Here is a 22803-nt window from a genome sequence, read left to right as displayed (position 1 = left end):
GAGCAACCGCAACAGCAAGAGCAAAAGCCGGCTCTGGCATCTAGCAAAGCATGGGAAGGGAAGGGGCGAATCCTGTTCCCGCTCGGGCAGCTGGTGGGAACGCCGGCGGCACTGGACCTGCTGGCCCGGGCAGGCGTCAACGGGATGGCGCTGGTGGACCGGCACATGCGCGGCGACTTCGGCGACCTCGACCCGGAGGACGAGCAGAGCAACCGCGAGGCCATCGCGCACGGGTTCCGCGTGCTGTCGTCCTACCCGGTCGGCACGGGGAAGGTCTGGATCATTACCGAGGCCGACCGGAGCGTGACCACGATTCTCTTGCCGTCCGATTACTGATCGGGCGGTTTCACCCCGCTGTACCTACAACAACTACGAAGGAAACGACCATGCAAACCGTAACGACCACGGCCACCGCGCCGACCTTGATCCCGCTGAACCAGCTGCACCGCTCCGACCTCAACGTCCGCAAGACCGGCGGCACCGACGTTGCCGAGTTGGCCGCGAATATCCGCGCCTCGCAGCGCGTCATCCAGAACCTTGTCGTCGTGCCCGAGAAGCGCGGCAAGAAGGAGGGCTATGGCGTCGTCGCCGGCGGTCGCCGGCTGGCCGCCCTGGCCTCGCTGGCGAAGGACAAGGCCATTCCGACCGACTGGCCCATCCCCTGCCAGATCGTCACGCGCGAGGAAGCCGTGGAGTTGAGCATGGCCGAGAACATCCACCGCGAGGACATGCACCCGGCGGACGAGTTCGATGCGTGGGCCAAGCTGGTCGACGCCGGCACCGACGTCGAGGAAATCGCCGCGCGCCACGGCACCAGCCCCGAGGTTGTCCGCAGGCGTCTGGCGCTCTCGCGCGTGTCGCCGAAGGTGATGAAGCTCTACCGCTCCGGCGACCTGCGGTTGGAGCAGGTCATGGCGTTCACGCTGACCAGCGACCACCGCGCACAGGACGCGCTGTTGAAGGGCCGCAGCTACTACCCGAGCGCGCATGAAATCCGCCGCGCCCTCACCAGTGAGGCCGTTCCCGAAACCGACGAGCGCGCCCGCTACGTCGGCGAGAAGGCCTACGTCGCCGCCGGCGGCACGGTCACGCGCGATATGTTCGACGAACGCAACGGCGCCTATTTCAACGACGCCGCGCTGCTGACGCGCCTGGCTGCGGAGAAGCTGGAAAAGGTCGCCGAGAAGCTGCGCCGCGACGCGCCGTGGGTGGACGTGTACGCCGAGGAATTGGATTACCAGATTCGCGGCAACTACGCCGACATTCCCACCGTGCGGCAGGAACCCAACGCCGCGACCGCCAAGAAGCTGGCCGCCCTGCAGGCGAAGCTGGACAAGGCCACCGACGAGTTGCGCATCCTGGAGGACATGCCCCCGTCGAACGACGAGGACGCCGACGACGAGGCCGCATGGATGGCAGCCAGTGAGAAGGTGGATGCCATCGAGGCGGAAATCTCCGCCATCGAGGACACCCTGCGCGTGCCGCACCCGGAGGGCGCGCAGCTGGCGGGCGTCGTGGTGGGCCTGTCCAGCGACGGCAAGGTCAAGAAGCTGCTGAACGTCATCCGCGCCGCCGACAAGGCCAAGCTGCGCAAGGCCTCCGCCGGCACCAGCGCGTCCAGCGAAGCCGGCCAGGAGGCCGGGGACGCGGACAAGGACGATCCGCAGAGCGTGCGCACCGACCTGTCCACGTACCTCACCGCCGTCACGCAGGAGGCGCTGGCCGAGAACGTCCCGATCGCGCTGCGCGCCCTCGCCTACCAGCTGGCGCTGCGCTGGATCGGCGAGTCCTACAACAACCACGGCGTGACCATCTCGGCCGAGGACCACGCGAACCTGCCGGTATCGGCCACGCTGGAAGGCAGTGCCGTCGAGCAGCAGGGCAAGCGGCGGCATGAAGCATGGCAGGACACCCTGCCCCGCGACGCCGAGGCGCTGTGGCAGTGGTGCCTTGCCGCCGACGACAACACCATCCTGTCCCTGCTGGCCTACTCGACGGCCCGCTCGCTGGCCGGCACGCAGTTCCACGCCGGCGCGCAGAAGATGGCCCCGCTGGTCGCCGCCCTGGGCGTGAAACTAACCGACCACTGGCAACCGCAGGCCGGCTACTTCGCTCGCATCAAGAAGGCGACGACGCTGCGGGTGCTGGCCGAGAACGGCCACGCCGACCCCGCGCTGTCGAAGATGAAGCGCGGCCTGCTGTCCGAGAAGGCGGCTGACCTGCTGGCCGGCTCCGGCTGGCTGCCGCCGACCCTGACGCTGTGACCCCGCAGCCCCGCGTGCCGAGCGCACGCGGGGCTTGCATCCCTGCGCCATTGTGCTATTGTGCCACTGTGCCATATAGGCACGGGCGAACCCTCAAGGAGTGACTATGAACGCCAATCCCCTCGCCTTCGCCGCTCCCCGGCCGGACGCAGGCCTGCGCCGCCGCCGTTGCGGCACGCAGGCCCCCGGCCTGGTATTCAATCCGGGCGGCGTGTCCATCACCGACGGCGCCTGGAGCGCGATGCGCCGGTTCGACCTGGACGCCACCGACCTGGTGCGCCGCCACTGCATGGCCGACTGGTCGCACATGATGCCGCACGACCGTCAGGCCAACCTCGATGCGCTGCGTCGCGGCGGCCGCATCTTCTCCTCGTTCCAGCTCGGACCGGACGTCCGTGTGTGGGTCATCACCGAAGCCGATCGCAGCAGCACGTCCATCGTGCTGCCCGGCGAGTTCTGACGGGGATCGCCGCCATGACCAACACCATCGACATGACGCCGACCTGGGGCGAAATCGGCAACGTCTTCCGCCGTTTCGTGGAGTCGCGCGAGACAAAGGCCGCGATGGCAATGGCACCGGAAATCGCCAAGGCGCTCGCCGCCGCGCAGGCGCTGACCGCGATCCAGCCGACGCTCACGCCCGACCAGGCCACGCAGGTTCGCCACGTCATGGCCGTCGAGCTGGCCAAGCAGGGCTTCGGCCGCACGCCGGCCTGACCGGCCCGGACACGGAGGATCTACCATGCGCTTCCACCGCCACGACAGTCCGTTTCCGCCCTTCCTCCCGGCGATGCCGGACAGGCGGCCACGCAGCTACACGCAGACCGCCGTCCACACCACCGGCACCGGCACGGTCAACCTGGCCGTCCGCCTCGCGCTGCGCTTTGGCGGACGGCCCCCGAGCGTGGCCCACTTGTGCGCCGAGTTCGGCATGTCCCGCGCCACCGCGTACCGCTGGCGCCGGGCCTTCCTTGACGCGCTGGGACTGCCTTGATGACCCCCGCTCGCAAGCCCCGGCTGACCGACCAGCTGCTCGAGGACCTAGACGTGGCGGCGCAGGTCCTCGCCGACGAGGCCGAATACCTGGCTGACGCCCTGCAGCAGCACGGCGACCGCCCCACTCTGCAGGAGCGGTTCGCCGCCAAGCACCGCGCCGTCGAGCGCAGCCGCGAATGGCTCACTCGGCACGTCGCCGCCGTGCGCGCCCAGCGCGCCGCCGGCGAGGACCAGGACGCCGGCGATGGCTGAAACCCCCGTCGCACAGGCGTCTCACGACCGTAGACACCCACCCTTCACGATCGGCCAAAATGCCGCAAACCGAGGAAATCCCATGAACGATGCCATCGAGCACCTGCTGTCAAAGACCCGCGATGCACAAGCACTCGGGCATCCCGGTCCCATGTCCACGGGCGAAGCCCTGGCCGTGGCCCTGATCCTGGATCGCCCCGACTGGCTCGCGGAAATGGACTACACGCTGGCCGACGCCATCGGGCGGATCGACCGCGGGTGGCTGGCCGCCATCCCCGAGGTCGCCAAGCAGTTCCGCAACGAGCGGAACGAAGCCGCCTACGCGGCGGCGGTGAAGGCGAAGGCGGACAAGCTGGCCGAGGTCACGGGCGGCGATGACGAACGCCTGGACTTCGCGGCCGAGCTTGTGACCTACGGCCACGCGCCCGGCTACCGGGATGCGACGCTGGTGTTCAACCTGCGTCCCATCGGTAGGGGCGAGCGCCCCGCGTTCCGGGCCGACATTCGCATCCGGCCGGAGGATGGCGAGGCCATCGTCAGCCACATTCTCGACGTCCACAGGTCGGCATGGGGCCGCAGTACGGGGCGCCCGCCGATTGACGTAAAGCCGGATGAAACGCGGCCGCGCTGGATCGACCGGACCTAACGGAGGAAATGACCATGAGCTTCATCCGCAACGGCGGCCTATGGGCGCCGATCCTCGCAGTCCTGTACGTCACGGCCATCGTGCTCGCCGAGCAGCTGCAGCTGTTCCCGCCTGCGTGGGGTAGCGGCCCAGTGGTGTCCGCCATCCTGGCCCTCATCGCGGGCGGTCTTTATGCCTGGCTGTTTTCGCCGGACGCCCGCCGCGTTCGTGAACTCAAGAAGCGCCGCGGCCAATAGCCGCGAGCGCACGCACCACCGGAGGAACGACGATGGAAATGCCGCTTCTGACTGACCAGCTCGCCGAGTTGCAGGGCAGCTTCACATGGGTTGCCAAGCTGGCCGCGTTCTTCGAGCACCCCGCCGTCCTCGCGGCGCTCGGCGTCGCGTGCCTGGCCGTCTCGTTGCGCGCCACGCGCAACGTGCGGCATACCCTCGCCGGCGCCTCCCTGGTCGCCGGCTCGGGCGCCCTGCTCGCTCTCGGCGGATGGATTGCCTCGCCGCTGGGGTTGATCCTCACGCCGCTCGTAACCATCGGGATCTTCCAGGGCATCCACTGGGCGACGGCGCGCAGCGACCGCCTGCAGTGGGCTTGGACGGTCATCCCCCAGGATGCCCGCATCCAGCTGGCCAGCGGCACGGCCGCGGCCACCGTCGGCCTCCTGGTGTGGTGGGGCAGCACCGCGCTCGCGGTCGCCAACGGCCCTGAATCCATGTATCCCGGCTTCACGCCGGGGCCGGGGGACTGGTTTTGGGCGCTGTTCGGCATGCTCGGCCTGTTCGCCGGGATCGCGCTGCTGATCGTCGGCGGAATCGCGATGCTCAAGGGCTTCCGCGCGATGGCCCGCGCCGCGGTCGACACCATCTGGCCGCAGCAGGCCTAGCCGGGCACCGGCTCAAGGTCGACCGGATCATGGCCGATACCACCACAAGAGCCCACCACAAGGGACCGCATGGCCGGTATCGTCCTGCTCGGCGGCGTTGCCGCCGCCTTCATCGCCTTCCTGGTCTGTCTGACTCGCTGGCGGCGCGACTGACGGGCCACCCCAGCCGGTCGCAGCGCCCTGGCGCAGGGCGTCCGCCACGGCAGCTTCATGGCGGAGGCCTGGCGGCCGCCGCGCAGCTGTTGTGCGTCGCCCCTCGGCCCAACGTAGTGGATTGTTCCAACAATCCTCCCGCGTTGTTGCGAGGAATTGCTTTATGGCTGCACCATAGCGGCGGGTCCCGGTACGCAAGGGCCGGGATTGGCCCGTGTTGTCGGGGGTTCCCCCCTCCTGCCCGCGCCAGCCAATCCCTGGCTTCGCCCCCTTGCGTACCGGGACTATCTCGCCGCTGTACGGGTGCCGCGCAATCCGCGCTAACAACTCCAGGAGAACAGCCATGTCGGACCAACTCAACGTCTACGTCACCGAGGAATACGGCGACGACAACAAGAAGCTCTACACCAAGGTCGGCACGGCCTTCCCGCACAAGCAGGGTGGCGGCTTCAACATCGTCCTGCGCAAGGGCATCAGCGTCAGCGACCGCCTGGTCGTGTTCCCCAAGAAGCCCGACGACGCCGCCGGCGACGAATAATCCTCAGCAGTCCCTTTCGAGCCGCCTGCGGGCGGCTTTTTTTTGCCTCGCGCCGCCAGCTGCAGCACCGCCGTCATCCGGCTTCGCGTCACGCATGACGGCGGGCCCGGGCGGGCAAGGCCTCGCGACCAGGAGCGCGTTTCGGCTGGCCCCTTCCCGAGCCGCTTCAACTGCGCTTCGGCGTCGCCAGCATCGTGCGCTGGCCAGCTTGCACGATGCTGGCTTTCCCGCCGGCGCGCAGCGTTTCACCCACCCGGAGTTCCGGGCGCGATCGCGTTGGCTTCAAGGGCGGCCTGCAAGGCGCTTCGCGCTTTGCACCGGCTCCATGTCCACTCGTCTTGCCTTGTGCGCCCCGCTGCGCACCTTCCGCCTACGCGCAACCCGGTTAGCACGGCCGCGCGTGCCTGCAAGGGACGCTGCGCTCTACGCCCTTGCACGCCCGCTCGATCGGCCGCGCTGCCCTGCGCTTACGGCGAAAGGCACTCAGCGGGATAGGTTTCAAGGCAGCGACGGAGGAGGTGTGACATGCGGAGCCGGAGTCAAAAGCAACAGCAAAAGCCGGCTCTGGCATCTAGCAGGATAGGTGGTGAGCGGAGCTGGAGCGGAGCTGTGGAAACCGGGGAAATCGACCGGGAATTGTTGAAACTATTGCTGCTATCGTGGAGGTGAGTGCCATGTCGGAGTTGACCATGAATAACGCTGCCGCGAACGAGGTGAACCTGATTGCCGGGTTCGATGTTCGCCCGCCCTACCAGGTGTTCGTCCCCGCGTGGACGGCCTACGTCAAGCCGTTCATCGTGTTCTCGATGTTCGGAACCGTAGGTGGCCTGATGGCCTACCTGTTCTGGATCCCTGGGACGCTGATGCTGCTGGGCGCGCTGGCGCTGTTCGCCTACCAGGTCCTGCTGATCAACAGCGTCAAGCTGTTCACGCACCCGGATGGCGTGTGGGTCTACAGCGGAGTGTTCCCCTGGAACAAGGGCGTCTCGGGCGTGCGCTGGCGGGATCTGCGCGAGGCGACGTTCACCCAGTCCTTCTTCGGCTGGCTGTTCAAGGCCTACCGCGTCACCGTGACCAACCGATACCAAGGCAACACCGAAATCTCGCTGCCGTCGATCAAGAACGGCGACCAGGCGGCCATGCACATCAACGATCTGCACGTCCGCCTCGGCGGTGCCCACGATGACAGCGGCGAGGCGAATGAGGTAGCGCAGGCGTGACTGGCCAGCCGGACCACATTGAGATCCCGATGCCGTCGATCGGGTCAGGTGGCTTGCTCAGAGCCGCGCGTAGTCAGTACGGCGACTACTTCGACTTCGAGCTACTTGCGGCGCCGACCAAGGGCGTCGGCGAGCTGTTAGGTGCGCGCACGATAGCTCTTGTGTCGGGTTACGCCTGCAGGACGCAGCTGCTGGTACACGGCGACGAAGCGCAAATCGACGACGCGATGCTGGTTGTTGGCAACACCACGTTGTTCCTGCCCGTGGAGCATGGTGCGGCGCTGGCCGCGTTCCTGGGTATCGAGCTGCAACGAAGGTAATCAGAGGAGTAGCCCATGTTTGAGTGGAACGTGTACGTCGACGGGAAGTATGTGGGTACGGTCCAGGAGTCTTCGGAGGACACGGCGCGCTGTGCCGCCTTCTCGAAGTTCGATCCGCCGGCCGAGGCTTCCGTGTCGGTATCCAAGCGATGACAAGAGGATCCCCCAGGCAAGGAGAATGACGATGAGCGAGTTCAACCGCACCCCGCAGGGCATTTCCGCCCTGAACCGACAACAGGTCGATGCGTTCCACGACCAGCTGGCCGCCGTGTTCGCCGGCGACGCCGAGGCGGTCCTCGAGGCCCAGCGGCGCGAGGACGAAGCACGCGCTGCGCTGCTGGCCATCGCGGAGGGCCGGCCGTCATGACCAGGACCTTCCGTGCGGCGATCGGCGCCGGCGTGCTGGCCTGCCTGGCTGGCTGCGCATCGACCACCCACTACTACAGCGCGTCGAATTACCAGGGCGTCCGCGTGGGCGATGCCCGCGTGACCAGCGGCGTGAGCGTCAACGTCTCGCCTTCCGGCGTGTCCGTGACGCCGCGCGTTCGCTACTACTACCCGAGGAGCAAGCACAAATGAGCGCGAATCTGGCGGTATTGCCGTTAGTGGATCGCCTGGCCGAACAGTGGGGCGAGCTGACGGCCGACGACCACGCGATGATCGAGGAGGACTACCCGAAGCTGGTGGAGCTGCTCGGCGAAATCACCGACCGCACGCAAGCTCGCGGTGTTCGTGACAGGCCTGCAGCGTCGCCGGCGACGTCGCCGAGCCTGGCCGAGGCCTTGAGCGTGGCCGACCACGCCTCGCCGGCGCCGGCGCAAGCGCACGCGGCCCTGCAGGTCCTGCGCCAGGCGCTGGCCGATGCGCTCGCCATGAGCGTGGAGGAGCTGCAGCGGCAGTCCGTGGGCTACCCGGCCGGCCGAATCTGATCCGTCGCCGGCGGCGCCGGCGGCAACGTCCCTGAACGAAACGCCCCGCATCCGCGGGACGGGCGCTTGCTGCCTCGCGATTCGCCGACCGTGCTATGTTCGCTCGGCGATTGTTTCAACAATCGCACGACGAAAGGAGTAAATATCAATGGCGCAAGAAACGAGCACTCCGACCGACCTTGACCCGATGCGCGAGTTCGCCGAAACGCTGGCCAGGCTCGATGCCCTGGCGCGCAACCCGCAGCTGCAGGTCGCGCTCGGCCAGGGGCTGCTGCGCGAGCTGCGCTATCCGATTTCGTCCTACCGACAGCGGTTTCCGGAGCTGTGGCCGTCGGCCCAGGCCTCCCTGTTCTAACAACGATATGGAGATCCCCATGACCACCCTGCTAATCGTCGAATCCCCCGGCAAGGTCAAGAAGCTGGCCAGCATCCTCGGCCCCGGCTTTCGGATCATGCCCAGCGTCGGGCACGTGCGCGACCTTCCGGAGAAGGAAATGGGCGTGGCCCCGCCCGACTTCGTGCCGCACTACGTCCCCACCGAGAAGGGCCGCAACGTCCTCGCAGGCCTGCTGACGGAAGTGCCGAAGGTCGATCGCGTGCTGCTGGCCACCGACCCGGACCGCGAGGGCGAAGCGATCGCGTGGCACCTGGCCGACGCGCTGGGCCTGCGCAACCCGCAGCGCATCACCTTTGGCGAAATCACCGAGACCGCCGTGCGCGCCGCCGTGCAGAGTCCTCGCGGCCTCGACATGCCGCTTGTGCGCGCCCAGGAGGCGCGTCGCGTACTTGATCGGCTGGTGGGCTACCGCGTGAGCCCTGCCCTTTCCGATCGCGCTGGCCAGCGCCTGGCCGCGGGACGGGTGCAGTCGCCGGCGGTGCGCCTGGTCGTCGACCGCGAGCGTGAGATTCGCGCGTTCCGGCAGACCGAGCACTACGGCGCCGAGCTGCTGTTCGACGGCGCGGAGGGTCGCCAGTGGAAAGCCACCTGGCAGACCAAGCCGCACCTGCAGGTCGGCCAAGACTACATCCTCGACGATGCGCTGGCCGCCCGCGTAGCCGCGGTTCGCCACGTGACCGTCGCCGGCTTCGAGGACAGCGAGACGCGCAAGGGGCCGCCGGCGCCGTTCACCACGGTTGCCCTGCAGAAGGTCGCGGGAGCGCGCCTGGGCTTCAAGCCGAAGCAGACGATGGATCTGGCGCAGAAGCTCTACGAGGCGGGCCTTATCAGCTACCACCGCACCGACAAGCCGAACCTGTCCGACGATGCCGTCCAGGACATTGCGGCGATCGCCGCGGCCGACGGCTTGCCGCTGTCGGAGAAGCGACGCACCTGGAAGTCCAAGGAGGGCGCGCAGGAAGGCCATGAAGCGATCCGGCCGACCCACATGGCCGACCGGGACGCCGGCGAGACGCCGGAGCAGCGGGCGCTTTACCGGCTCATCTGGACGCGGGCCTACGCCTCGCAGCTGACCGACGCCCGCTACGCGGTGCGCACGGCCGTCCTCGAGGGCGACGCCGCAGGCCTGCCCGTGTCGTTCCTCGCGCGAGGCCGCACGCTCACCCACAAGGGCTGGCTCGCCCTGCAGGCGCCCGACGAGGACGACGCCGGCGACGAGGACCAGGCCAACAACCCCGTGCCGGAGCTGGCCACCGGCGCCAGCTGCAGCGCGATCGACGGGAAGATCCTCACGCTGCACACCAAGGCGCCGCCCAGGTACAAGCAGAGCACGCTGGTCGCCGAGCTGGAAAACCGCGGGATCGGCCGACCCAGCACCTACGCGGCGATCATGGACAACATCACCGCGCGCAGCTACATCATCGAGGGCGAGAAGGATTTTCTCTTTCCCACCGCTGCCGGCGAAGCGATCCGCGACGCGCTGGTGGGCACGTTCCAGTTCGTCGACCTCGACTACACGCGCGAGCTGGAGGAGCAGCTGGATCACGTCGCCGGCGGCTCGCTGTCCTACGAGCACGTCGTCAGCCGCGCTTACGCGCAGCTCGACCAGGAGCTGTCCACGCTGCAGTCCGGCGCCGCTATTCGGATCGAGGATCCGAACGCGCCGAAATGCCCGGTCTGCAGCCAGGGCACCCTGCATCGCCGCAAGGGCTCCAAGGGCTTCTTTTGGGGCTGCTCGCGCTGGAAGGACGGGTGCAAGGCGATCTTCGACGACAACCGTGGCAAGCCCGCGTTCGGCGGCAAGGAGGCGACCCACTGCCCGGTCTGCAAGAAGGGCGTGCTGCGCCAGCGCAGCGGCGCCAACGGCAAGTTTTGGGGCTGCTCGCGCTACCCCGATTGCAAGGGCACCGTTCCCGACAAGCGCGGCCGCCCCGACCTCGCCGCGGCCTCGGCGCCGCGCAAGCCCAAGTGAGAGAAACCCGCGTCACATAAGGCGATCCGCCCGCCGTGGCATCATCGTGGCAGGGCGGTTGGCCAGCAGCAGGAAGCCTTCACCAGCGCCACATCCACCCTCGGCGCATCTATCAGGAGATCCAACATGCTCATCCTCACCCGGCGCATCGCCGAAAGCCTGGTCATCGGCGATAACGTCAACGTCACCGTCCTCGGCGTGAAGGGCAACCAGGTCCGCATCGGCATCGAGGCGCCGAAGCACATGGCCGTCCACCGCGAGGAAATCTACCAGCGGATCCAGCAGCAGCGCGCCGGCGGCGGCGGCGTTCCCAGCTTCGCGCACGACGACGATTGACGTCGCCGGCGACGTCGCCTGGCCTGCAGCTCAAAACACCGCCTTTCCGGCGGTGTTTTTTTTCGATCGAGCGAGACAGCCCACCCTATCGCCCACCGCTACCCCGGCGCCTGGGGATGGATCGAACCATCCCCTACGCGCGCCGTGCGCTGCTACGCAGCGGCCGTGGACGAAGCGTGGACTGCTCCGGTCGCGAACAGGTCCGCGAAGCACTCGATGCCGACGCCGGCGTGCTTGGCCAGCACGTAGGCGTCCTGCCGGCCGTGCACCTCCACCGGGAAGCTGCTGCAGCCGTTGGCCAGAAGCCAGTACGTGCGCGTGATGCCGTCGTTGAAATCGACCTGCAGGCGACCCTGGCCGTCGACGCCGACCACAGGTTGCGCCAACGGCACCGGGCTGGTCGCGCTGTGCGCGAAGCCGGCGGCCGCCCTGGCGTACTTGTAGTCGCGCGGCATGTCTCGCCGCGCCATGCACGTGCTGCCGTGCGCGCTGGTGCGCAGCACGCGCACCTTGCGCAGCATCGCCAGGTAGAACGCATCGGCGTCGACGTGGACGACATAGCGATCGACGTCATCCTGCCCGCCGTCGACCTTGACCAGGACCTCGAGCTGCGAAGGCACCGCCAGGCGCCAGGTGGCGGCGTGCCGCACCACCCCGACCAGCTGAGCCGGCGCCGGCGGCGGCCGCCGCGCGATCGACGCCTCCGTAAGGCGGATTTCCCGCTGCAATATCCACCTTTTCCGCATTGCTCCCAACATGAATCTGCTCCTTTGACTGCACCGTTTGCGCGCTGTATAACGTACCGTATTACACACCCAAAGCGAGACCAAAAATGGCCGCCACCGAATTGCTTACGCTCCGCCTCGAGCCCGGCGAAAAGGAGCGCGTAGCGCGTGCTGCGCACCGCGCCGGCAGCGCCAACGTCTCCGATTACGTCCGGCAGCGGCTATTCGGCCGCAAGCCCAGCGATGCCGACCAGGCGCTGCTGCAGATGCTTGCGGAAATCAAGCCGAGGGTCACGCAGGCCGTGGAAGCGATCGACGTCAACCTGGCCGAGATTCGCAGGCTGCGCGAGAGCCAGATGCACCGCGACGACGATGCCGTCCGCGAGCGCGCCAAGCGCGAGTTCAATGCCACTGAGCTGGCTGCCATCGCCGAGCGCCTGCAACTCGAGCCGCCGGCGCCGGTGCCGGGTCGCATACCCCGTGTCGGGCAGCGTCGGGGCGGCCGTAAGTGAGCGCGATGAAGGACGTGTGGGACACGCTGCGCGCCGTCGCCAGCGTGATCGACAAGGTTGCGGCCTTGTCCGAGGACCTGCGCGAGCTGCGCGCCGAAAACCGCCAGCTGCGCGACGACAACCAGCTGCTGCGCGAGCGCGTCATCCGCATCGAAACGATCATCGACGAGGCCCGCCGGAACGCGGGCCCTCGCCGCTTGCCACGCGATTGAGCACCCACGAGGAGGCCAGATGGACACGCCGCGCAACAGGAAGGACACGAAGCTTGTAGAAGCCGGCGCCACGATCATGGGCTCGGCGCCGGAGGGCGAGGACATTGCGTTCCTGCACTCCACGTTCTGCCAGGTAGGCCTGCCGCGCTCACGGCCGAAGGGTTCGACCTTCGAGCGCAGATCGGGCAACGCCGCCATCCGGCTCGAGGCCGGCACGCTATGGGATGGCCAGGACTACGTGCAGCAGCCGTTGCCCTACGGCACCAAGCCGCGGCTGCTACTGCTCCACCTGATTCGCTCGTTCCTGCGCACCGGCGATCGCACCATCGACCTCGGGGAGAGCGTGCGGGATTTCCTCGAGAACACGCTGAACATCGACGCCAGCGGTGGCAAGCGCGGCGGCATGACCGGTTTCAAGGAGCAGATCAAGGCCTTCGCCGCGTGCCGCATGGTCATCGGCTACAACATGCCCTCGGGCGCCGTGCGCACCCGGCCGGCCGAGCGGATCGTCGAGGAGTTCGAGGCCTGGCCGGAGCTGGCCAGCAAGACGGGCCAACGGTCGCTGTGGCCCAGCTCCATCACCATCTCCCCCGACTTCGCGGCCAGCATCCAGAAGGCGTCCGTCCCGCTGGACGCCCGCGCGATCCGGGCGATCCAGGACAGCGCCCTGGCGCTGGACCTGTATGCCTGGCTGGCCCATCGCCTACACCGCCTGGACCGCTCTGCGGTACTGCACTGGGCGAGCCTGCGCGAGCAGTTCGGCCAGGAGATTGCCGACCCGCGCAACTTCAAGCGCAACTTCACCAAGGCCATGCGCGACGTGCTGGCGATCTACCCGCAGGCGAAGGTCGAGGACGTGTTCGGCGGCATCAGGATCAACCCCTCGCAGCCGCCGGTTTCCAAAACCCTGGTGGTCGTCGGGAAGTGAGCCTGCGCGGAATTTGCACCCCCTCCCCTCTGCCGCTGTGGCGGTCAGGCTGCGCGGAATCTGCACCCCCTCCCGCGTTTCGACTGCGCCTGCCACCGCGCGGAATCCGCACCCCTCCCACCGGTCGCGTCGCCGCCGGCGACTGCGCGGAATCTGCACCCCCTCCGCTGTGTGGGTAAGCCTGTGGGGCGGGCGACTTATCCACGCGGAATTTGCACCCCCTCCTGCGCGTAATTTGCACCCCCGGTTGCGCGTAATTCGCACCCCTTGGCCGCGCGTAATTTGCACCCCCCTAAAACCGGTAGTGTCTCCGGTAGCTCTTGCCGTTAGTTTTCTGCCGGTAGTGGGCGGGCTGTTTCTGTGGATAACTTCCGACGCCGGCGCCGATTTTTCGCATGGGGCCCCGCCTACCCTCCTACATCCATGTAGTCGCCCCGTCCCGCTTCGCGGGCCGGCCTTTGCGCGGGCGTCCTGCCCGCGCTAGAAGCAAGAAGGAGCGCGCATCCATGCGCGCAACGGTCTATATCCCAGTTGCAGGGGGCTGCGCCCCCTCTGTCCTCCCTACGCGCCTACGGCGCTCCGGTCGCAACTTCGACTCCCCCGGAGGGGCTTCGCCCCTCCCACCGGCGATGCGCCCGATTACCACCGCAACCGGACGGTCCTCGAGCAGCGCATCGCCGGCGGCTCCCTCCCCTGAAAAGCAGGTCAGCAGGAGGTGGGTGGGCATGCGGCAGCGGCTAGGGCGCCGGGAATCGAAGCAGGACGGGCAGCTGGGAGGAAGGAGCAAACAGCGGTCGGCTTGAACAGCAGGCGCCTGGAGTGACGCTGGTGAAGCCTGGCGTTAGCGGCGATCGTCGCAAGGCAGTCCATCCAGGGCGATCAATCCGGCGTTGGCCAGCAGCTCGCGCGACCTGGCGTCGACATGGAGAGCATCGCCCATCGTCGCCTTCGCCCGGATCCCGGCCGCGGCACTGGAGGCGATGCGGTAGGCGGTCGGAGCCGGGTAGCTGGCCACCAACTCGGGCAACCGCTCGGCAAGGGCGTCGAGGGCGGCATCGACTTGGGCGCGGGACATGGACATGGCAGGCTCTGGCCGGGGTTCACTGCTGGAAACTAGCTGCAAGAATCGTGCCCGCCCGCCTTCGGTCCGCGGATCCCCGGCGCCGGCGCTTGCACACAAGGGCCATTGTGCTATTGTGTCACTGTGCCAACAGATAGGGAGGGGTCATGAAAGTGCGCTTGTGGATGTGGTACGTGCCTGGCACCGATGAGCAGATCGCCCAGGCCTGCGAAGCTGCCCTGCAGGAGCTGCAGGCGCGGAACATCGGTGTCGGCCAGGCGTTCGCTGCGACCGTGGCGGCCAACGAGCTGGACGATTCGCACACCGAGGACGTGACGCCCGACGTCGAAGGCGTTTCGGCGTGGTACGCCGCGGAGTTCGCCGCGTTCACCAAGCTCTCCGAGCTGACCGGCGAGTGGCCTTCCCAGGGTTCCCTGATCGTCGTGGAGGAGTAATGGCTGCGAAGCCCGCCAATGACCCCCGCCCCTTCCTGCGCGTTCGGCTCGAAGAAGCTGATCGCGACCGTCTCAAGGTCATCGCCGCCGAGCGGAGAATCACGATCCAGGACCTGATGACGCAGGCGTTGAACGCATGGCTGTCTTCCCGTCGCTATCCGAAGTTGGAAGGCCAGGACACCGACGAATGAAAACTCTCGTCATCACCAACCAAAAGGGCGGCGTCGGAAAGACTACTCTGACCGTACACCTCGCCCACTTCGCTGCCGAGCGCGGCGCCCGCGTCCTGGTCGTCGACCTCGATCCGCAAGCGCATACCTCGTACAGCCTGGGCGAGTTCGACAGCGGCGTGAAGTCCAGCCAGCTGTTCGGCAAGCTCGATGCAGCAAGCGTTCCGGCGTTGAGTGAACCAGGAATCAGGCTGATCTCGGCCGGCGACGATGCGCGCCTGGTCGACGTGCCGCGGGCGCCGCTGGCGATCTCCGACGTGTACGTGGCCAGCATCAAGGCTATTGGCGCCGGCGCCGGCTTCGATCTGTGCATCATCGACACCAACCCCGCGAAGGATCTTGTCCAGGTCGCGGCTCTCGCCGCGGCGGATTACGTCATCACCCCGGTGGACCTGGAGCAGTACAGCATTCTCGGCCTGTCGAAGCTGTTGCAGACGATCTTCGGCATCCGCAACACCAGGAACAAGAACCTGACCTTCCTCGGCATGTTGCCGTCGAAGCTCAACACCCACTCCCCCGCGCAGAAAGCCGCGTTGCGTGAGCTGGTCAAGGCCTATCCGCAATTCATGATCAAAGGCGCGGCGATTGCCTTGCGCAGCAGCATCGGCGAGGCCTCCAGCGAACGAAAGCCCGTATGGCAGCTGCAGAAAACCGCGGCCCGCGAGGCTGGAAAGGAATTCAAGGCGGTTTTGGCCGTCATCGAGGACAAGATGGGAGGCTTCAATGGTTGACTTCTCTGGCCTGGACCAGTTCAGCAACATGCTCGATGCGCCCGCCGACGCCGCCGGCGTGCGCGAAATCCCGCTCGATCTGATCGACCCGGATCCCGAGCAGCCGCGAAAGACCTTCGACCAGGCCAAGCTCCTCGAGCTGGCCGAGAGCATCAAAGCGCACGGCGTCATCCAGCCCGTGGTGCTGCGCACTTCCGGCGATCGCTTCGAGCTGATCGCCGGGGAGCGGCGCTGGCGCGCGGCCGCGCTGGCGAAGCTCGAGACCGTTCCCGCCATCATCCGCGACGACCTCTCGGCCCGGGCGCAGATGGTCGAGAACCTGCAGCGCGAAGACCTCAGCGCGTTCGAGATTTACCGCGTCATCGCCGCCGAGCTGGACGCTGGCACGTCGCAGAAGGAGCTGGCGACTGCTTACGGCAAGAGCAAGCCTTGGGTATCGGATTACGCTGCTGTCGCGAAGATGCCGCCTGCCCTGCAGGACGCCCTGCGCGATGGACGCGCCAGCGACATTTCCGCCTTGGCCGCCCTAGCCCGCCTTCACAAGCAGGCGCCCGCGCAGGTCGAGCAACTGGCGGAGTCGGGCGCGCCCATCACTCGCCACCTGGTCAACCAGCTGGCCGATTCCCTCGCGCGCAAGGCGACCGGCGCCGATGGTGCTGGCACCGATCCGGGCAAGGCGCCCGCCAAGACCAAGGCCGAGCCCAAGGCCACCGGCGCGCAGAGCGGCGCCGGCGAGGACGGCGACGACGATGGCGAGGATGACGGCGCCGGCGCCCCGCCCTCCTCCGGCGTTGCCGACAACGGCGAGGGCCTGGACGTGGGCGGCCGTGGCCCTGCCGCCGTTCCGGGCGCTGGCGACGGCTCCACGAAGGCCGGCGACAACTACACTCCGCCGAAGGCCTTGCCGCAGGACCTGCCGGTCGGAATCAAGGTTCAGTACGAGGGCGACACCTACTGGCTCCGCTACGATCGCCAGAAGGCCGAAGGCGGCCGCCGCCTGGTCATGATCGCCACCGACACGGGCCTGACCCTGTACGCGCCGCTGGCGGACCTGGTGCTTGAAGCGATCTACCCGCACCACGACACGAAGTGAAGTGATGCCCAAAGACCTTCGCACGGTTCGGCATCAGGTTCAGCGCGCTCGGCGCCTCACTGTCGTTGACCAGTACCAGGCCATCGTTGCAGAAATCCGAGCGGGTTACAGCCAGGACGAAATAGCCCAACGGCACGGCATCAGCAAGCAGTGGGTCAACACCTACGCTGCCATCGTAAAGATGCCGCCCTATCTCCAAGACGCATTACGGCGCGGTCAGGTTGGGGACGTCACCGCGCTCGTGGAGTTGTTCCGCATAAGCGAGCGGTCGAAGGCTTGGGCTGATGTGGTGTTCGCGGTCGTCAAGAGCGGGAGGAAGCTCACGCGCAAGCTTGTTCATAGCCTGGATGCCGAGGGGCCGGGAAGCTTAGCTGTCGATCTGGCCCATGTTCCGTCGAAGATGGCTGCTAGTTGTTCTGCTGACAGTGAGGCGGAAGCGCTGCTGCTGCGCTTCCAGGAGGCGGCCCGAGGCCCCGATTCGTGCGCTGCTATCGCTCACCTACAGATCGAGGTCGAAGCTTACTTTCACCGAAAGCACGCCCCGCGAGACCGCACACAGCAGCAGTCGGGCGCGTCGTCTAAGGGCCAGAAGAAGGGCCGCCAGGCTGATTTTCCAGCTCGCCGGGGATCTGCGCCCACTACAACGCTGGATTGGATCACTGCGAATTATGGCGGGCCGCTGCTTACCGCCAAGGACGTGGGCTCGATCCTTGGCCGTAGTCCGCAGGCGATCCTTCAGGCGGCGCAACAGGGGCTCGGGGATCCGCAGTTTGTCCAGAAGCTACGCGCTTGCCGGGCCCAGATCGGGCGCCGCGTCATGTTTCGTGCCGCCGATATTGCGGCCATGATCGACGCCGCCTAGCTTTTGTGGGCCGCCAGGCCCACGGTGACTAGCGACTGGAAGGAGCGCGCTCCACCCGGGTCCGCGCCGCCCGAAAGCCGGCGCTGATCGGCCACCCGATACCGCCGCCGATCGCCGCCCCTCCCCCTGCTGACCCGCGGTTCTTTCAATCTGCCGGCAGCGATTCTTTCAATCAGCCGGCCTCGCTCTCCGGCGGGCCTTCGCTTTTGCGGGCCGGAGTCGAGCGAGGCAGTCCACGCTTTGTCCACAGCCGGCGCGAAGCGCCGCCCGGTCCGTAGGGGATGCCCCTTGCATCCCCAGGACCGGGGAAGCTGTGGGCAAAGGGTGGGCTGCCGGTCCCTAAGAAGCTGACCTCGAAACCCGAAGCCGCGGCCTTGATGCCCCCGCTGATCAACTCCTTCGGCCGCGCTTCGCGTGCTTTTTTGCGCGGCTGGATCGACTCCTGGCTTCGGCCTTTCACGCGATCCGTCTGCCCCGCTTCAAGCCGGATTCTGGCGTCCCAGGAGCAGCCTTCATGGCCGGAGTTCAGCACGCTGAACTCGAAAGCGCTCTGGCTCTTAAAGGCCCGCCCCGGGCGGAGAGTTCAGCACGCTGAACTAGAATGAGGGGAATGAGGACTAGTGCAGGATAGGGTTGTTGGTAGCGCGATTTAACAGTAAGCTCCATCGCGCCCCTCATTCCCCCCAAAGGACGTAGCCCACATGAGCAGCAAAGCGGAACGCGAGCGTCGCGCGGCGGAGCTGGAAGCCATCGCGGCAGAAGCCCGAGCCGGTGGCCTCGTCGAGGACGCCGAGGAGTTCGAGCGCGGCGCGGCTGCCGTCCGAGCCGGCGGCACGTTCGCCATCCAACTGGTCCTGGACGAAGGCGCGGATGGAGAAGAAGCCCCTCATCGCGGCTAAGGTCGACGCCGACACCAAGGCGGCGTTCGCGGACCTGGCGCGCCGAAGCGGCCAGAGCGAATCCGACCTGCTGCGGGGAATCCTCCGCAGCGTCCTCCGGCAGAACCCGTCCCCTGCTCCGCTGCCGGTCGGGTTCCGGGGGCTGACGTCGCAGGTCCACTTTCGTCTCCGGCCTGACGAGCTGCAGGCCGTCCAGGCGTTGGCGAAAGCCGATGCCCGGTCGGTGCCCGCCTGGATCGTCGCCCTGATCCGGCGGGTCGCCCTCAAGGCGGTGCCGTTCAACGAGCGGGAGCTGACGGCGATCAACAAGGCCATCGCCGCGCTCGGGCCTCTCGGCCGGAACGTCAACGTCCTGGTCAAACATTTCCACCAGACCGGGCGCAGCTCGGCCGAGGACCTGCAGGCCGGGCGGATCGCCGAGGCCATTCAGCAGCTGCGGGCCGAGGTCATCGCCCTGGCCGAGCGCGCCAGCCGCCGCTACGACGAGGACGAGGAATGAGCGCGCCCTACCCTGACGAGCCGGATCTGATCGGCGCCGCCGGCTTCATCTTCCAAGGCCCGGTTCGGGCGAAGCGCAGCAAGGTCAAGAAGCCGCCGGACGGGCCGCTTGCCGCGGCGAAGAAGGCACGCCAGGCGAAGGCGCTGCGCCGCCTCATCGGCGCCTCGATCGCCGGCGTCACCCGCAAGCAGCCCGAGGTCATGGTTAAGGTCAGCGGCGCCGCGAAGGGTGCCAAGCACCTGCGCGAGCACCTGGCCTACATCACCCGCAACGGCAAGCTCACGGCAGAAGTCTCCGACGCCAGCAACGACGGCCAGGCCACGTTGCTTGAAGGCAGCGCGGACGTTCGCCAGCTGGCCGCGGAGTGGTACGCACGCGGCGGCTCGGGCCGACGCTCCAACACGCGCGAGACGGTGAACATGGTCCTGTCGATGCCGGCGGGCACCGACCGACAATCGCTGGCGATCGCCGCGGCCGCGTTCGCGCGGGCCGAGTTCGGGGGCAAGTTTGACTACATCCTCGTGCATCACGAGGACACGGATCATCCGCACGCGCACCTGACGGTTCGCGCAAGGAATGACCGCGGCCAGCGGCTGGATCCTCGCAAGGAGGATCTGCAGCGGTGGCGCGAGCGGTTCGCCGCGCAGCTGCGGCAGGCAGGTGTCCAGGCCGCGGCGACGCCGCGCCGGGCGCGTGGCGTCGTCCAGAAGGCGACCCGGCAAGCCGTCCGCCATCTGGACAAGCGCCGCGGAGCGAATACCTCGCGCTGGCGGATTCAACAGGCCGTCCGGACGCTGCAGGCACAGCGCACGGGCAAGGCTCCGGACGAACCCTGGCGCAAGGCCATCGCCGAGCGGCAGCGGAAGATCCGCGCCGCGTGGGGCACGGTTGCCGTCGCCCTGGAGCAGCAGGGTGACGTTGGCCTTGCGATCCAGGTCCGGTCCTTCATCGCGGCCATGCCGCCGGTCGCGACCCAGCAGGATCAAATGATCGAGCGGATCAAGAGCAACCCGCAGCTGCTCGCCAAGACCGAGCGCGCCCTGCAGGCGGAGCAGGACCAGGGCAGGGCGCCGCGGCGGAAGTAGGGGAGGGCAGTTCAGCGCGCTGAACTGCCTTAGCAGCCGGCTTATCAAATCGCGCCCTCGCCGGGTTCATTACCTATGAACCCACCCGCGCGAGGACGCACCCATGCACTACACCTACGACCGAAGCCAGGCCTTGAGCCTGGCGCTGATCGCCACTGGCGACCTGCGCGAAATCCGCTACGTGCCGCTGCTGGGCGCGCCGCCGACGGCGCGGGCGATCGCCCGGCCATACCTGCGACAGCTGCATACGGTCGCCGGCGGCGAGCTGTGCGGCCTGACCGTGCGCACCTGGCTGGCGTACCGCGCCGAGCAGTGGGCGGGCTGCTGATGGACGGCATGGTGCAGCTGGGGCCGTTCCTGCGCTACATGCTCCTCGATGCTGGCGACTGCAAGGCGCTACGGCCTCGCCGGCGTCGCCGGCGCCTTCGGTTCCGTCGCCAAGGTGTCATCGAGGCGGGCGCGCTTCCAGAACGGCCCCAGGAGCGCACCATGCAAAGCCCGACCAACAGCAGCGACCAACTGGCCCAATTCGTGGCGGAGGTCGCCAGGCTTTCCGCCCTGGTCGGCGATCCGGCCCTGGCCGGTCGCCTCGGCCCGAACCTCGTACTGTAGGTGCAGAGCGTCGCGGCCGCCGTCCGGCAACGCTTCGTAGCGGCGCCGAGTTCCGCGAAGTAGGGCGTTACCCGCAGCTGTTCGCCAAGCCCGAACGGGCCTCACGGCGCAAGCACTACTGGCCTACTGCAATCTCCGCCGGAGGGCGGCGAGGACCGCGGTTGGAAGTAGACCGGCCTCTCGCGCATGCCTTGCGACCTCTCGCAGCGCGGGCTCGAGCAACGCCATGCGCTCCTCTAACGACAGTCGGTGGGCGGTCGGCGCGACAACAAGCGGACGCCCGCGGTGTCTGACCGCCTGACCGCTTTCCACTAGTGCCTGGTAGGCGCTGGAAACCGTCATCGGCGCAATGCCGAGTTTGACAGCGGTCGCCCTGACCGAGGGCAGGGCGTCGCCAGGTTGCAGCCGGCCGCAGGCGATCGCTGCACGCAACTGTCTCACCAACTGGTCGGCGTACCCGAGCTGCGCTGCTCGATCAATGGCCAAGTCCATCACCGCAGTCTGCCGGTGCGCACCACGCCAGTCCAGCCCGCTTGTGGTCCTTGGCTGCGCCCCGCAGGTGCGCACTCGCACCGAACGCATTTCCAGGCTCCCCGCAGCTGCCATGCCGAGCGCCTTCCGCCTACGCGCCGACGGGTAGCGCGGCCGCGCGTGCCTGCAAGGGACGCTGCGCTCTACGCCCTTGCACGCCCGCTCGATCGGCCGCGCTGCCCTGCGCTCACGGCGAAAGGCACTCAGCGAAGCATGGCAACCACGGCAAGGGAGACCCCTGAAATGAGCGTTCGGAATCAAGAGCAACCGCAACAGCAAGAGCAAAAGCCGGCTCTGGCATCTAGCAAAGCATGGGAAGGGAAGGGAAGGGCGGTTGTCGAGTCGCAGGCGCTGGCCAGCGCGATCGGGGGGCAGAGCGTGGCCAACTACGCGGCGATTTTCGCCGGGTTCGAGGCGAAGGGCGTCCCCTCGGCCGAGATCCGCCCGCGGGAGAACGTCTTTACCTTCAACGCCTGGCGCGCCCTCGGTCGCGTGGTGCGGAAAGGCGAGCAGGGCGTTTCGATCGTCACGGTGATTCCGTGCGCGAAGCGGGACCGCAAGACCGGCGAGTGCGTCCAGGTCCGGAAGGCCAAGCGGACGACAGTGTTCCACGTGACGCAAACCGAGCCGCTGCAGCTGGCTGGCCAGGTGGCGGCATGAACGCGCGGCGGCAGAACATCCTGCGGCTGTTCCAGTCGATGGGCTACCGGCACGACACGTACAAGCTGTTCGCCGACTTCTGCGAGCTGGCGGCGCTGTCGCTGTCGAACGCCGTGGACCCGGCACAGCGCGAGGGCAGGGAAGCGCGGTATCTGCAGATCGTGAAGGGCTACACGCGCGAGGAGGTCGAGCTGTTCCCGCGCGTGCTGGCCGAGGTCACGCTCGGCCTCGAGGAGGGCGCGACCGACCTGCTGGGCGCGGTCTTCCACGACCTGGAGCTGCACAACAAGTACCGCGGGCAGTTTTTCACGCCGTTCGAGATTTGCCGGATGATGGCCAGCATGATCGTCGGCAGCAAGGAGGACCTGCGCCGACTGATCGAGCAGCGCGGCTACATCACCGCCTGCGAACCGGCCTGCGGCGCCGGCGCAATGGTCATTGCCCTGGCCGAGACGATCCGCGAGCTGGGGATCAACTACCAGCGCCACCTGCACGTCACGGCCGTCGACGTCGACGCCAAGGCCGCGCACATGGCGTACATCCAGTTTTCGCTGCTGCACATCCCGGCCGTCGTCGTCGTCGGCAATTCGTTGTCGCTCGAGGAGCGCGAGCATTGGTACACGCCGGCGCATGTCTTGGGCGGGTGGACGGGCAAGCTGCAGCGGGCGCAAGCTGCGGGCCTGGTCGAGGTCGAGGAGGTTGCCGAGCTGGCCGTGCCGACGCCGGCGGCGTCGAGGCCTTCGGCGCCGGTCACGCTGCCGGCCGTAGGGCAGATGACGCTGTTTTGACGACCACCCCTATAACGC

36 protein-coding genes are annotated in these 22803 nt (G+C 67.7%); 33 read left to right on the top strand and 3 right to left on the bottom strand.

The features are described 5' to 3' along the window. The 18 genes from ACFONC_RS03395 to csrA form a co-directional block, all read left to right on the top strand. Positions 1-336: hypothetical protein (locus ACFONC_RS03395; RefSeq protein ID WP_386742306.1), on the top strand; the 336-nt coding region annotated here is incomplete at its 5' end. A 50-nt stretch (positions 337-386) separates the two neighbouring features. Further along, positions 387-2264: a ParB/RepB/Spo0J family partition protein gene (locus tag ACFONC_RS03390; RefSeq protein ID WP_386742305.1), complete on the top strand. Its 1878-nt coding sequence runs from the start codon at positions 387-389 to the stop codon at positions 2262-2264. A 106-nt stretch (positions 2265-2370) separates the two neighbouring features. Further along, the gene (locus tag ACFONC_RS03385) at positions 2371-2724 is read left to right on the top strand and encodes a hypothetical protein (RefSeq protein ID WP_386742304.1); all 354 of its coding nucleotides are present in this window, start codon (positions 2371-2373) and stop codon (positions 2722-2724) included. A 14-nt stretch (positions 2725-2738) separates the two neighbouring features. Next, entirely contained in the window at positions 2739-2981 is a 243-nt protein-coding gene (locus ACFONC_RS03380) for a hypothetical protein (protein ID WP_386742303.1), read from the top strand. Positions 2982-3006: 25 nt separating this feature from the next. Further along, positions 3007-3258, top strand: coding sequence for a hypothetical protein (locus tag ACFONC_RS03375; protein WP_386742302.1), 252 nt, complete (start codon positions 3007-3009; stop codon positions 3256-3258). Continuing rightward, positions 3258-3512, top strand: a complete 255-nt coding sequence (locus tag ACFONC_RS03370) for a hypothetical protein (RefSeq protein WP_386742301.1) — start codon at positions 3258-3260, stop codon at positions 3510-3512. Before ACFONC_RS03375 ends, ACFONC_RS03370 begins: the two co-directional genes overlap by 1 nt. An 82-nt stretch (positions 3513-3594) precedes the next feature. Then, the gene (locus ACFONC_RS03365) at positions 3595-4158 is read left to right on the top strand and encodes a hypothetical protein (RefSeq protein ID WP_386742299.1); all 564 of its coding nucleotides are present in this window, start codon (positions 3595-3597) and stop codon (positions 4156-4158) included. A gap of 14 nt (positions 4159-4172) precedes the next feature. Further along, positions 4173-4394: a hypothetical protein gene (locus ACFONC_RS03360; protein ID WP_386742297.1), complete on the top strand. Its 222-nt coding sequence runs from the start codon at positions 4173-4175 to the stop codon at positions 4392-4394. 32 nt (positions 4395-4426) lie between these two features. Beyond that, a complete protein-coding gene (locus ACFONC_RS03355) occupies positions 4427-5038 on the top strand; it encodes a hypothetical protein (protein ID WP_386742296.1) in 612 nt (203 codons plus the stop codon). Between the two features lie 496 nt (positions 5039-5534). Beyond that, entirely contained in the window at positions 5535-5729 is a 195-nt protein-coding gene (locus ACFONC_RS03350; protein ID WP_386742295.1) for a hypothetical protein, read from the top strand. Positions 5730-6418: 689 nt separating this feature from the next. Continuing rightward, positions 6419-6949, top strand: coding sequence for a hypothetical protein (locus ACFONC_RS03345; RefSeq protein ID WP_386742294.1), 531 nt, complete (start codon positions 6419-6421; stop codon positions 6947-6949). A gap of 53 nt (positions 6950-7002) precedes the next feature. After that, positions 7003-7269, top strand: coding sequence for a hypothetical protein (locus tag ACFONC_RS03340; protein ID WP_386742293.1), 267 nt, complete (start codon positions 7003-7005; stop codon positions 7267-7269). Between the two features lie 184 nt (positions 7270-7453). Beyond that, positions 7454-7636 carry a hypothetical protein gene (locus ACFONC_RS03335; RefSeq protein ID WP_386742292.1) on the top strand — a complete coding sequence of 61 codons (183 nt, stop codon included), beginning with the start codon at positions 7454-7456 and terminating at the stop codon, positions 7634-7636. After that, positions 7633-7848 (top strand): hypothetical protein, encoded by a 216-nt coding sequence (locus ACFONC_RS03330; protein ID WP_386742291.1) that lies wholly within the window; start codon positions 7633-7635, stop codon positions 7846-7848. The genes ACFONC_RS03335 and ACFONC_RS03330 overlap by 4 nt, the downstream gene beginning before the upstream one ends. Next, positions 7845-8198, top strand: coding sequence for a hypothetical protein (locus ACFONC_RS03325; protein ID WP_386742290.1), 354 nt, complete (start codon positions 7845-7847; stop codon positions 8196-8198). Before ACFONC_RS03330 ends, ACFONC_RS03325 begins: the two co-directional genes overlap by 4 nt. Before the next feature lie 148 nt (positions 8199-8346). Further along, positions 8347-8553 carry a hypothetical protein gene (locus ACFONC_RS03320; protein ID WP_386742288.1) on the top strand — a complete coding sequence of 69 codons (207 nt, stop codon included), beginning with the start codon at positions 8347-8349 and terminating at the stop codon, positions 8551-8553. 19 nt (positions 8554-8572) lie between these two features. Beyond that, positions 8573-10567, top strand: a complete 1995-nt coding sequence (gene topA, locus ACFONC_RS03315) for a type I DNA topoisomerase (RefSeq protein ID WP_386742287.1) — start codon at positions 8573-8575, stop codon at positions 10565-10567. A 126-nt stretch (positions 10568-10693) separates the two neighbouring features. Continuing rightward, on the top strand, positions 10694-10903 hold the full coding sequence (gene csrA / locus ACFONC_RS03310; protein WP_386742285.1) for a carbon storage regulator CsrA: 210 nt from the start codon (positions 10694-10696) through the stop codon (positions 10901-10903). Between the two features lie 152 nt (positions 10904-11055). Here csrA and ACFONC_RS03305 read toward each other — a convergent pair whose 3' ends face one another. Next, on the bottom strand, positions 11056-11631 hold the full coding sequence (locus ACFONC_RS03305) for a plasmid fertility inhibition factor family protein (RefSeq protein ID WP_386742284.1): 576 nt from the start codon (positions 11629-11631) through the stop codon (positions 11056-11058). 104 nt (positions 11632-11735) lie between these two features. Here ACFONC_RS03305 and ACFONC_RS03300 point away from each other — a divergent pair, with 104 nt between their 5' ends. The 3 genes from ACFONC_RS03300 to ACFONC_RS03290 are packed head-to-tail and all read left to right on the top strand — an operon-like array spanning position 11736 to position 13280. Beyond that, complete coding sequence (locus ACFONC_RS03300; RefSeq protein ID WP_386742282.1) at positions 11736-12140, top strand: plasmid mobilization protein; 405 nt, start codon at positions 11736-11738, stop codon at positions 12138-12140. Then, complete coding sequence (locus ACFONC_RS03295; RefSeq protein ID WP_386742280.1) at positions 12137-12352, top strand: hypothetical protein; 216 nt, start codon at positions 12137-12139, stop codon at positions 12350-12352. Before ACFONC_RS03300 ends, ACFONC_RS03295 begins: the two co-directional genes overlap by 4 nt. Positions 12353-12371: 19 nt before the next feature. After that, the gene (locus ACFONC_RS03290; protein ID WP_386742279.1) at positions 12372-13280 is read left to right on the top strand and encodes a replication protein RepA; all 909 of its coding nucleotides are present in this window, start codon (positions 12372-12374) and stop codon (positions 13278-13280) included. Between the two features lie 841 nt (positions 13281-14121). On the opposite strand, the gene ACFONC_RS03285 is transcribed toward ACFONC_RS03290, so the two are convergent. After that, entirely contained in the window at positions 14122-14361 is a 240-nt protein-coding gene (locus ACFONC_RS03285; RefSeq protein ID WP_386742278.1) for a hypothetical protein, read from the bottom strand. A 146-nt stretch (positions 14362-14507) separates the two neighbouring features. Between ACFONC_RS03285 and ACFONC_RS03280 the strand changes: the two genes are divergently transcribed. The 10 genes from ACFONC_RS03280 (at position 14508) to ACFONC_RS03235 (ending at position 20806) form a co-directional block, all read left to right on the top strand. Further along, positions 14508-14795, top strand: a complete 288-nt coding sequence (locus ACFONC_RS03280) for a hypothetical protein (RefSeq protein ID WP_386742277.1) — start codon at positions 14508-14510, stop codon at positions 14793-14795. After that, entirely contained in the window at positions 14795-14986 is a 192-nt protein-coding gene (locus ACFONC_RS03275) for a hypothetical protein (RefSeq protein WP_386742276.1), read from the top strand. The genes ACFONC_RS03280 and ACFONC_RS03275 overlap by 1 nt, the downstream gene beginning before the upstream one ends. Continuing rightward, a complete protein-coding gene (locus tag ACFONC_RS03270; RefSeq protein ID WP_386742274.1) occupies positions 14983-15756 on the top strand; it encodes a ParA family protein in 774 nt (257 codons plus the stop codon). The genes ACFONC_RS03275 and ACFONC_RS03270 overlap by 4 nt, the downstream gene beginning before the upstream one ends. A gap of 28 nt (positions 15757-15784) precedes the next feature. After that, positions 15785-16849 (top strand): ParB/RepB/Spo0J family partition protein, encoded by a 1065-nt coding sequence (locus tag ACFONC_RS03265; RefSeq protein WP_386742272.1) that lies wholly within the window; start codon positions 15785-15787, stop codon positions 16847-16849. A 4-nt stretch (positions 16850-16853) separates the two neighbouring features. Further along, positions 16854-17711 (top strand): KorB domain-containing protein, encoded by an 858-nt coding sequence (locus ACFONC_RS03260; protein WP_386742271.1) that lies wholly within the window; start codon positions 16854-16856, stop codon positions 17709-17711. Positions 17712-18412: 701 nt separating this feature from the next. Continuing rightward, complete coding sequence (locus ACFONC_RS03255) at positions 18413-18610, top strand: hypothetical protein (protein WP_386742270.1); 198 nt, start codon at positions 18413-18415, stop codon at positions 18608-18610. Further along, entirely contained in the window at positions 18582-19109 is a 528-nt protein-coding gene (locus ACFONC_RS03250) for a hypothetical protein (protein WP_386742269.1), read from the top strand. Before ACFONC_RS03255 ends, ACFONC_RS03250 begins: the two co-directional genes overlap by 29 nt. Continuing rightward, a complete protein-coding gene (locus ACFONC_RS03245) occupies positions 19106-20194 on the top strand; it encodes a relaxase/mobilization nuclease domain-containing protein (RefSeq protein ID WP_386742268.1) in 1089 nt (362 codons plus the stop codon). Before ACFONC_RS03250 ends, ACFONC_RS03245 begins: the two co-directional genes overlap by 4 nt. A 103-nt stretch (positions 20195-20297) precedes the next feature. Beyond that, entirely contained in the window at positions 20298-20522 is a 225-nt protein-coding gene (locus tag ACFONC_RS03240) for a hypothetical protein (protein WP_386742267.1), read from the top strand. Continuing rightward, positions 20522-20806: a hypothetical protein gene (locus tag ACFONC_RS03235; RefSeq protein WP_386742266.1), complete on the top strand. Its 285-nt coding sequence runs from the start codon at positions 20522-20524 to the stop codon at positions 20804-20806. Before ACFONC_RS03240 ends, ACFONC_RS03235 begins: the two co-directional genes overlap by 1 nt. A 123-nt stretch (positions 20807-20929) precedes the next feature. On the opposite strand, the gene ACFONC_RS03230 is transcribed toward ACFONC_RS03235, so the two are convergent. Continuing rightward, on the bottom strand, positions 20930-21298 hold the full coding sequence (locus tag ACFONC_RS03230) for a GntR family transcriptional regulator (RefSeq protein WP_386742264.1): 369 nt from the start codon (positions 21296-21298) through the stop codon (positions 20930-20932). Positions 21299-21550: 252 nt separating this feature from the next. Between ACFONC_RS03230 and ACFONC_RS03225 the strand changes: the two genes are divergently transcribed. Together ACFONC_RS03225 and ACFONC_RS03220 are read left to right on the top strand one after the other, a co-directional pair. After that, positions 21551-21997 (top strand): ArdC-like ssDNA-binding domain-containing protein, encoded by a 447-nt coding sequence (locus ACFONC_RS03225; protein WP_386742263.1) that lies wholly within the window; start codon positions 21551-21553, stop codon positions 21995-21997. Continuing rightward, positions 21994-22785 carry an N-6 DNA methylase gene (locus ACFONC_RS03220; protein ID WP_386742262.1) on the top strand — a complete coding sequence of 264 codons (792 nt, stop codon included), beginning with the start codon at positions 21994-21996 and terminating at the stop codon, positions 22783-22785. The genes ACFONC_RS03225 and ACFONC_RS03220 overlap by 4 nt, the downstream gene beginning before the upstream one ends. Positions 22786-22803: the final 18 nt, after the last annotated feature.

It is taken from the genome of Luteimonas soli (assembly GCF_042648865.1).
GTDB classification, from domain to species: Bacteria; Pseudomonadota; Gammaproteobacteria; order Xanthomonadales; family Xanthomonadaceae; genus Luteimonas; species Luteimonas soli.
The sequence above is the reverse complement of the archived record's forward strand: the minus strand, read 5'-3'. Positions and strand labels throughout refer to the sequence as shown.

Excerpts from the sequence above, each read along its gene's own strand:
- ACFONC_RS03265 (WP_386742272.1), top strand. The coding sequence starts at position 15,785 with ATGCTCGATGCGCCCGCCGACGCCGCCGGCGTGCGCGAAATCCCGCTC.
- ACFONC_RS03250 (WP_386742269.1), top strand. The coding sequence starts at position 18,582 with ATGGAGAAGAAGCCCCTCATCGCGGCTAAGGTCGACGCCGACACCAAG.
- topA (WP_386742287.1), top strand. The coding sequence starts at position 8,573 with ATGACCACCCTGCTAATCGTCGAATCCCCCGGCAAGGTCAAGAAGCTG.
- ACFONC_RS03245 (WP_386742268.1), top strand. The coding sequence starts at position 19,106 with ATGAGCGCGCCCTACCCTGACGAGCCGGATCTGATCGGCGCCGCCGGC.
- ACFONC_RS03240 (WP_386742267.1), top strand. The coding sequence starts at position 20,298 with ATGCACTACACCTACGACCGAAGCCAGGCCTTGAGCCTGGCGCTGATC.
- ACFONC_RS03255 (WP_386742270.1), top strand. The coding sequence starts at position 18,413 with ATGAGCAGCAAAGCGGAACGCGAGCGTCGCGCGGCGGAGCTGGAAGCC.
- ACFONC_RS03230 (WP_386742264.1), bottom strand. The coding sequence starts at position 21,298 with ATGGACTTGGCCATTGATCGAGCAGCGCAGCTCGGGTACGCCGACCAG.
- ACFONC_RS03335 (WP_386742292.1), top strand. The coding sequence starts at position 7,454 with ATGAGCGAGTTCAACCGCACCCCGCAGGGCATTTCCGCCCTGAACCGA.
- ACFONC_RS03235 (WP_386742266.1), top strand. The coding sequence starts at position 20,522 with ATGGACGGCATGGTGCAGCTGGGGCCGTTCCTGCGCTACATGCTCCTC.
- ACFONC_RS03225 (WP_386742263.1), top strand. The coding sequence starts at position 21,551 with ATGGCAACCACGGCAAGGGAGACCCCTGAAATGAGCGTTCGGAATCAA.
- ACFONC_RS03345 (WP_386742294.1), top strand. The coding sequence starts at position 6,419 with ATGAATAACGCTGCCGCGAACGAGGTGAACCTGATTGCCGGGTTCGAT.
- ACFONC_RS03350 (WP_386742295.1), top strand. The coding sequence starts at position 5,535 with ATGTCGGACCAACTCAACGTCTACGTCACCGAGGAATACGGCGACGAC.
- ACFONC_RS03285 (WP_386742278.1), bottom strand. The coding sequence starts at position 14,361 with ATGTCCATGTCCCGCGCCCAAGTCGATGCCGCCCTCGACGCCCTTGCC.
- ACFONC_RS03220 (WP_386742262.1), top strand. The coding sequence starts at position 21,994 with ATGAACGCGCGGCGGCAGAACATCCTGCGGCTGTTCCAGTCGATGGGC.
- ACFONC_RS03290 (WP_386742279.1), top strand. The coding sequence starts at position 12,372 with ATGGACACGCCGCGCAACAGGAAGGACACGAAGCTTGTAGAAGCCGGC.
- ACFONC_RS03280 (WP_386742277.1), top strand. The coding sequence starts at position 14,508 with ATGAAAGTGCGCTTGTGGATGTGGTACGTGCCTGGCACCGATGAGCAG.
- ACFONC_RS03385 (WP_386742304.1), top strand. The coding sequence starts at position 2,371 with ATGAACGCCAATCCCCTCGCCTTCGCCGCTCCCCGGCCGGACGCAGGC.
- ACFONC_RS03360 (WP_386742297.1), top strand. The coding sequence starts at position 4,173 with ATGAGCTTCATCCGCAACGGCGGCCTATGGGCGCCGATCCTCGCAGTC.
- ACFONC_RS03320 (WP_386742288.1), top strand. The coding sequence starts at position 8,347 with ATGGCGCAAGAAACGAGCACTCCGACCGACCTTGACCCGATGCGCGAG.
- ACFONC_RS03365 (WP_386742299.1), top strand. The coding sequence starts at position 3,595 with ATGAACGATGCCATCGAGCACCTGCTGTCAAAGACCCGCGATGCACAA.
- ACFONC_RS03355 (WP_386742296.1), top strand. The coding sequence starts at position 4,427 with ATGGAAATGCCGCTTCTGACTGACCAGCTCGCCGAGTTGCAGGGCAGC.
- csrA (WP_386742285.1), top strand. The coding sequence starts at position 10,694 with ATGCTCATCCTCACCCGGCGCATCGCCGAAAGCCTGGTCATCGGCGAT.
- ACFONC_RS03380 (WP_386742303.1), top strand. The coding sequence starts at position 2,739 with ATGACCAACACCATCGACATGACGCCGACCTGGGGCGAAATCGGCAAC.
- ACFONC_RS03370 (WP_386742301.1), top strand. The coding sequence starts at position 3,258 with ATGACCCCCGCTCGCAAGCCCCGGCTGACCGACCAGCTGCTCGAGGAC.
- ACFONC_RS03375 (WP_386742302.1), top strand. The coding sequence starts at position 3,007 with ATGCGCTTCCACCGCCACGACAGTCCGTTTCCGCCCTTCCTCCCGGCG.
- ACFONC_RS03330 (WP_386742291.1), top strand. The coding sequence starts at position 7,633 with ATGACCAGGACCTTCCGTGCGGCGATCGGCGCCGGCGTGCTGGCCTGC.
- ACFONC_RS03300 (WP_386742282.1), top strand. The coding sequence starts at position 11,736 with ATGGCCGCCACCGAATTGCTTACGCTCCGCCTCGAGCCCGGCGAAAAG.
- ACFONC_RS03260 (WP_386742271.1), top strand. The coding sequence starts at position 16,854 with ATGCCCAAAGACCTTCGCACGGTTCGGCATCAGGTTCAGCGCGCTCGG.
- ACFONC_RS03325 (WP_386742290.1), top strand. The coding sequence starts at position 7,845 with ATGAGCGCGAATCTGGCGGTATTGCCGTTAGTGGATCGCCTGGCCGAA.
- ACFONC_RS03390 (WP_386742305.1), top strand. The coding sequence starts at position 387 with ATGCAAACCGTAACGACCACGGCCACCGCGCCGACCTTGATCCCGCTG.
- ACFONC_RS03275 (WP_386742276.1), top strand. The coding sequence starts at position 14,795 with ATGGCTGCGAAGCCCGCCAATGACCCCCGCCCCTTCCTGCGCGTTCGG.
- ACFONC_RS03270 (WP_386742274.1), top strand. The coding sequence starts at position 14,983 with ATGAAAACTCTCGTCATCACCAACCAAAAGGGCGGCGTCGGAAAGACT.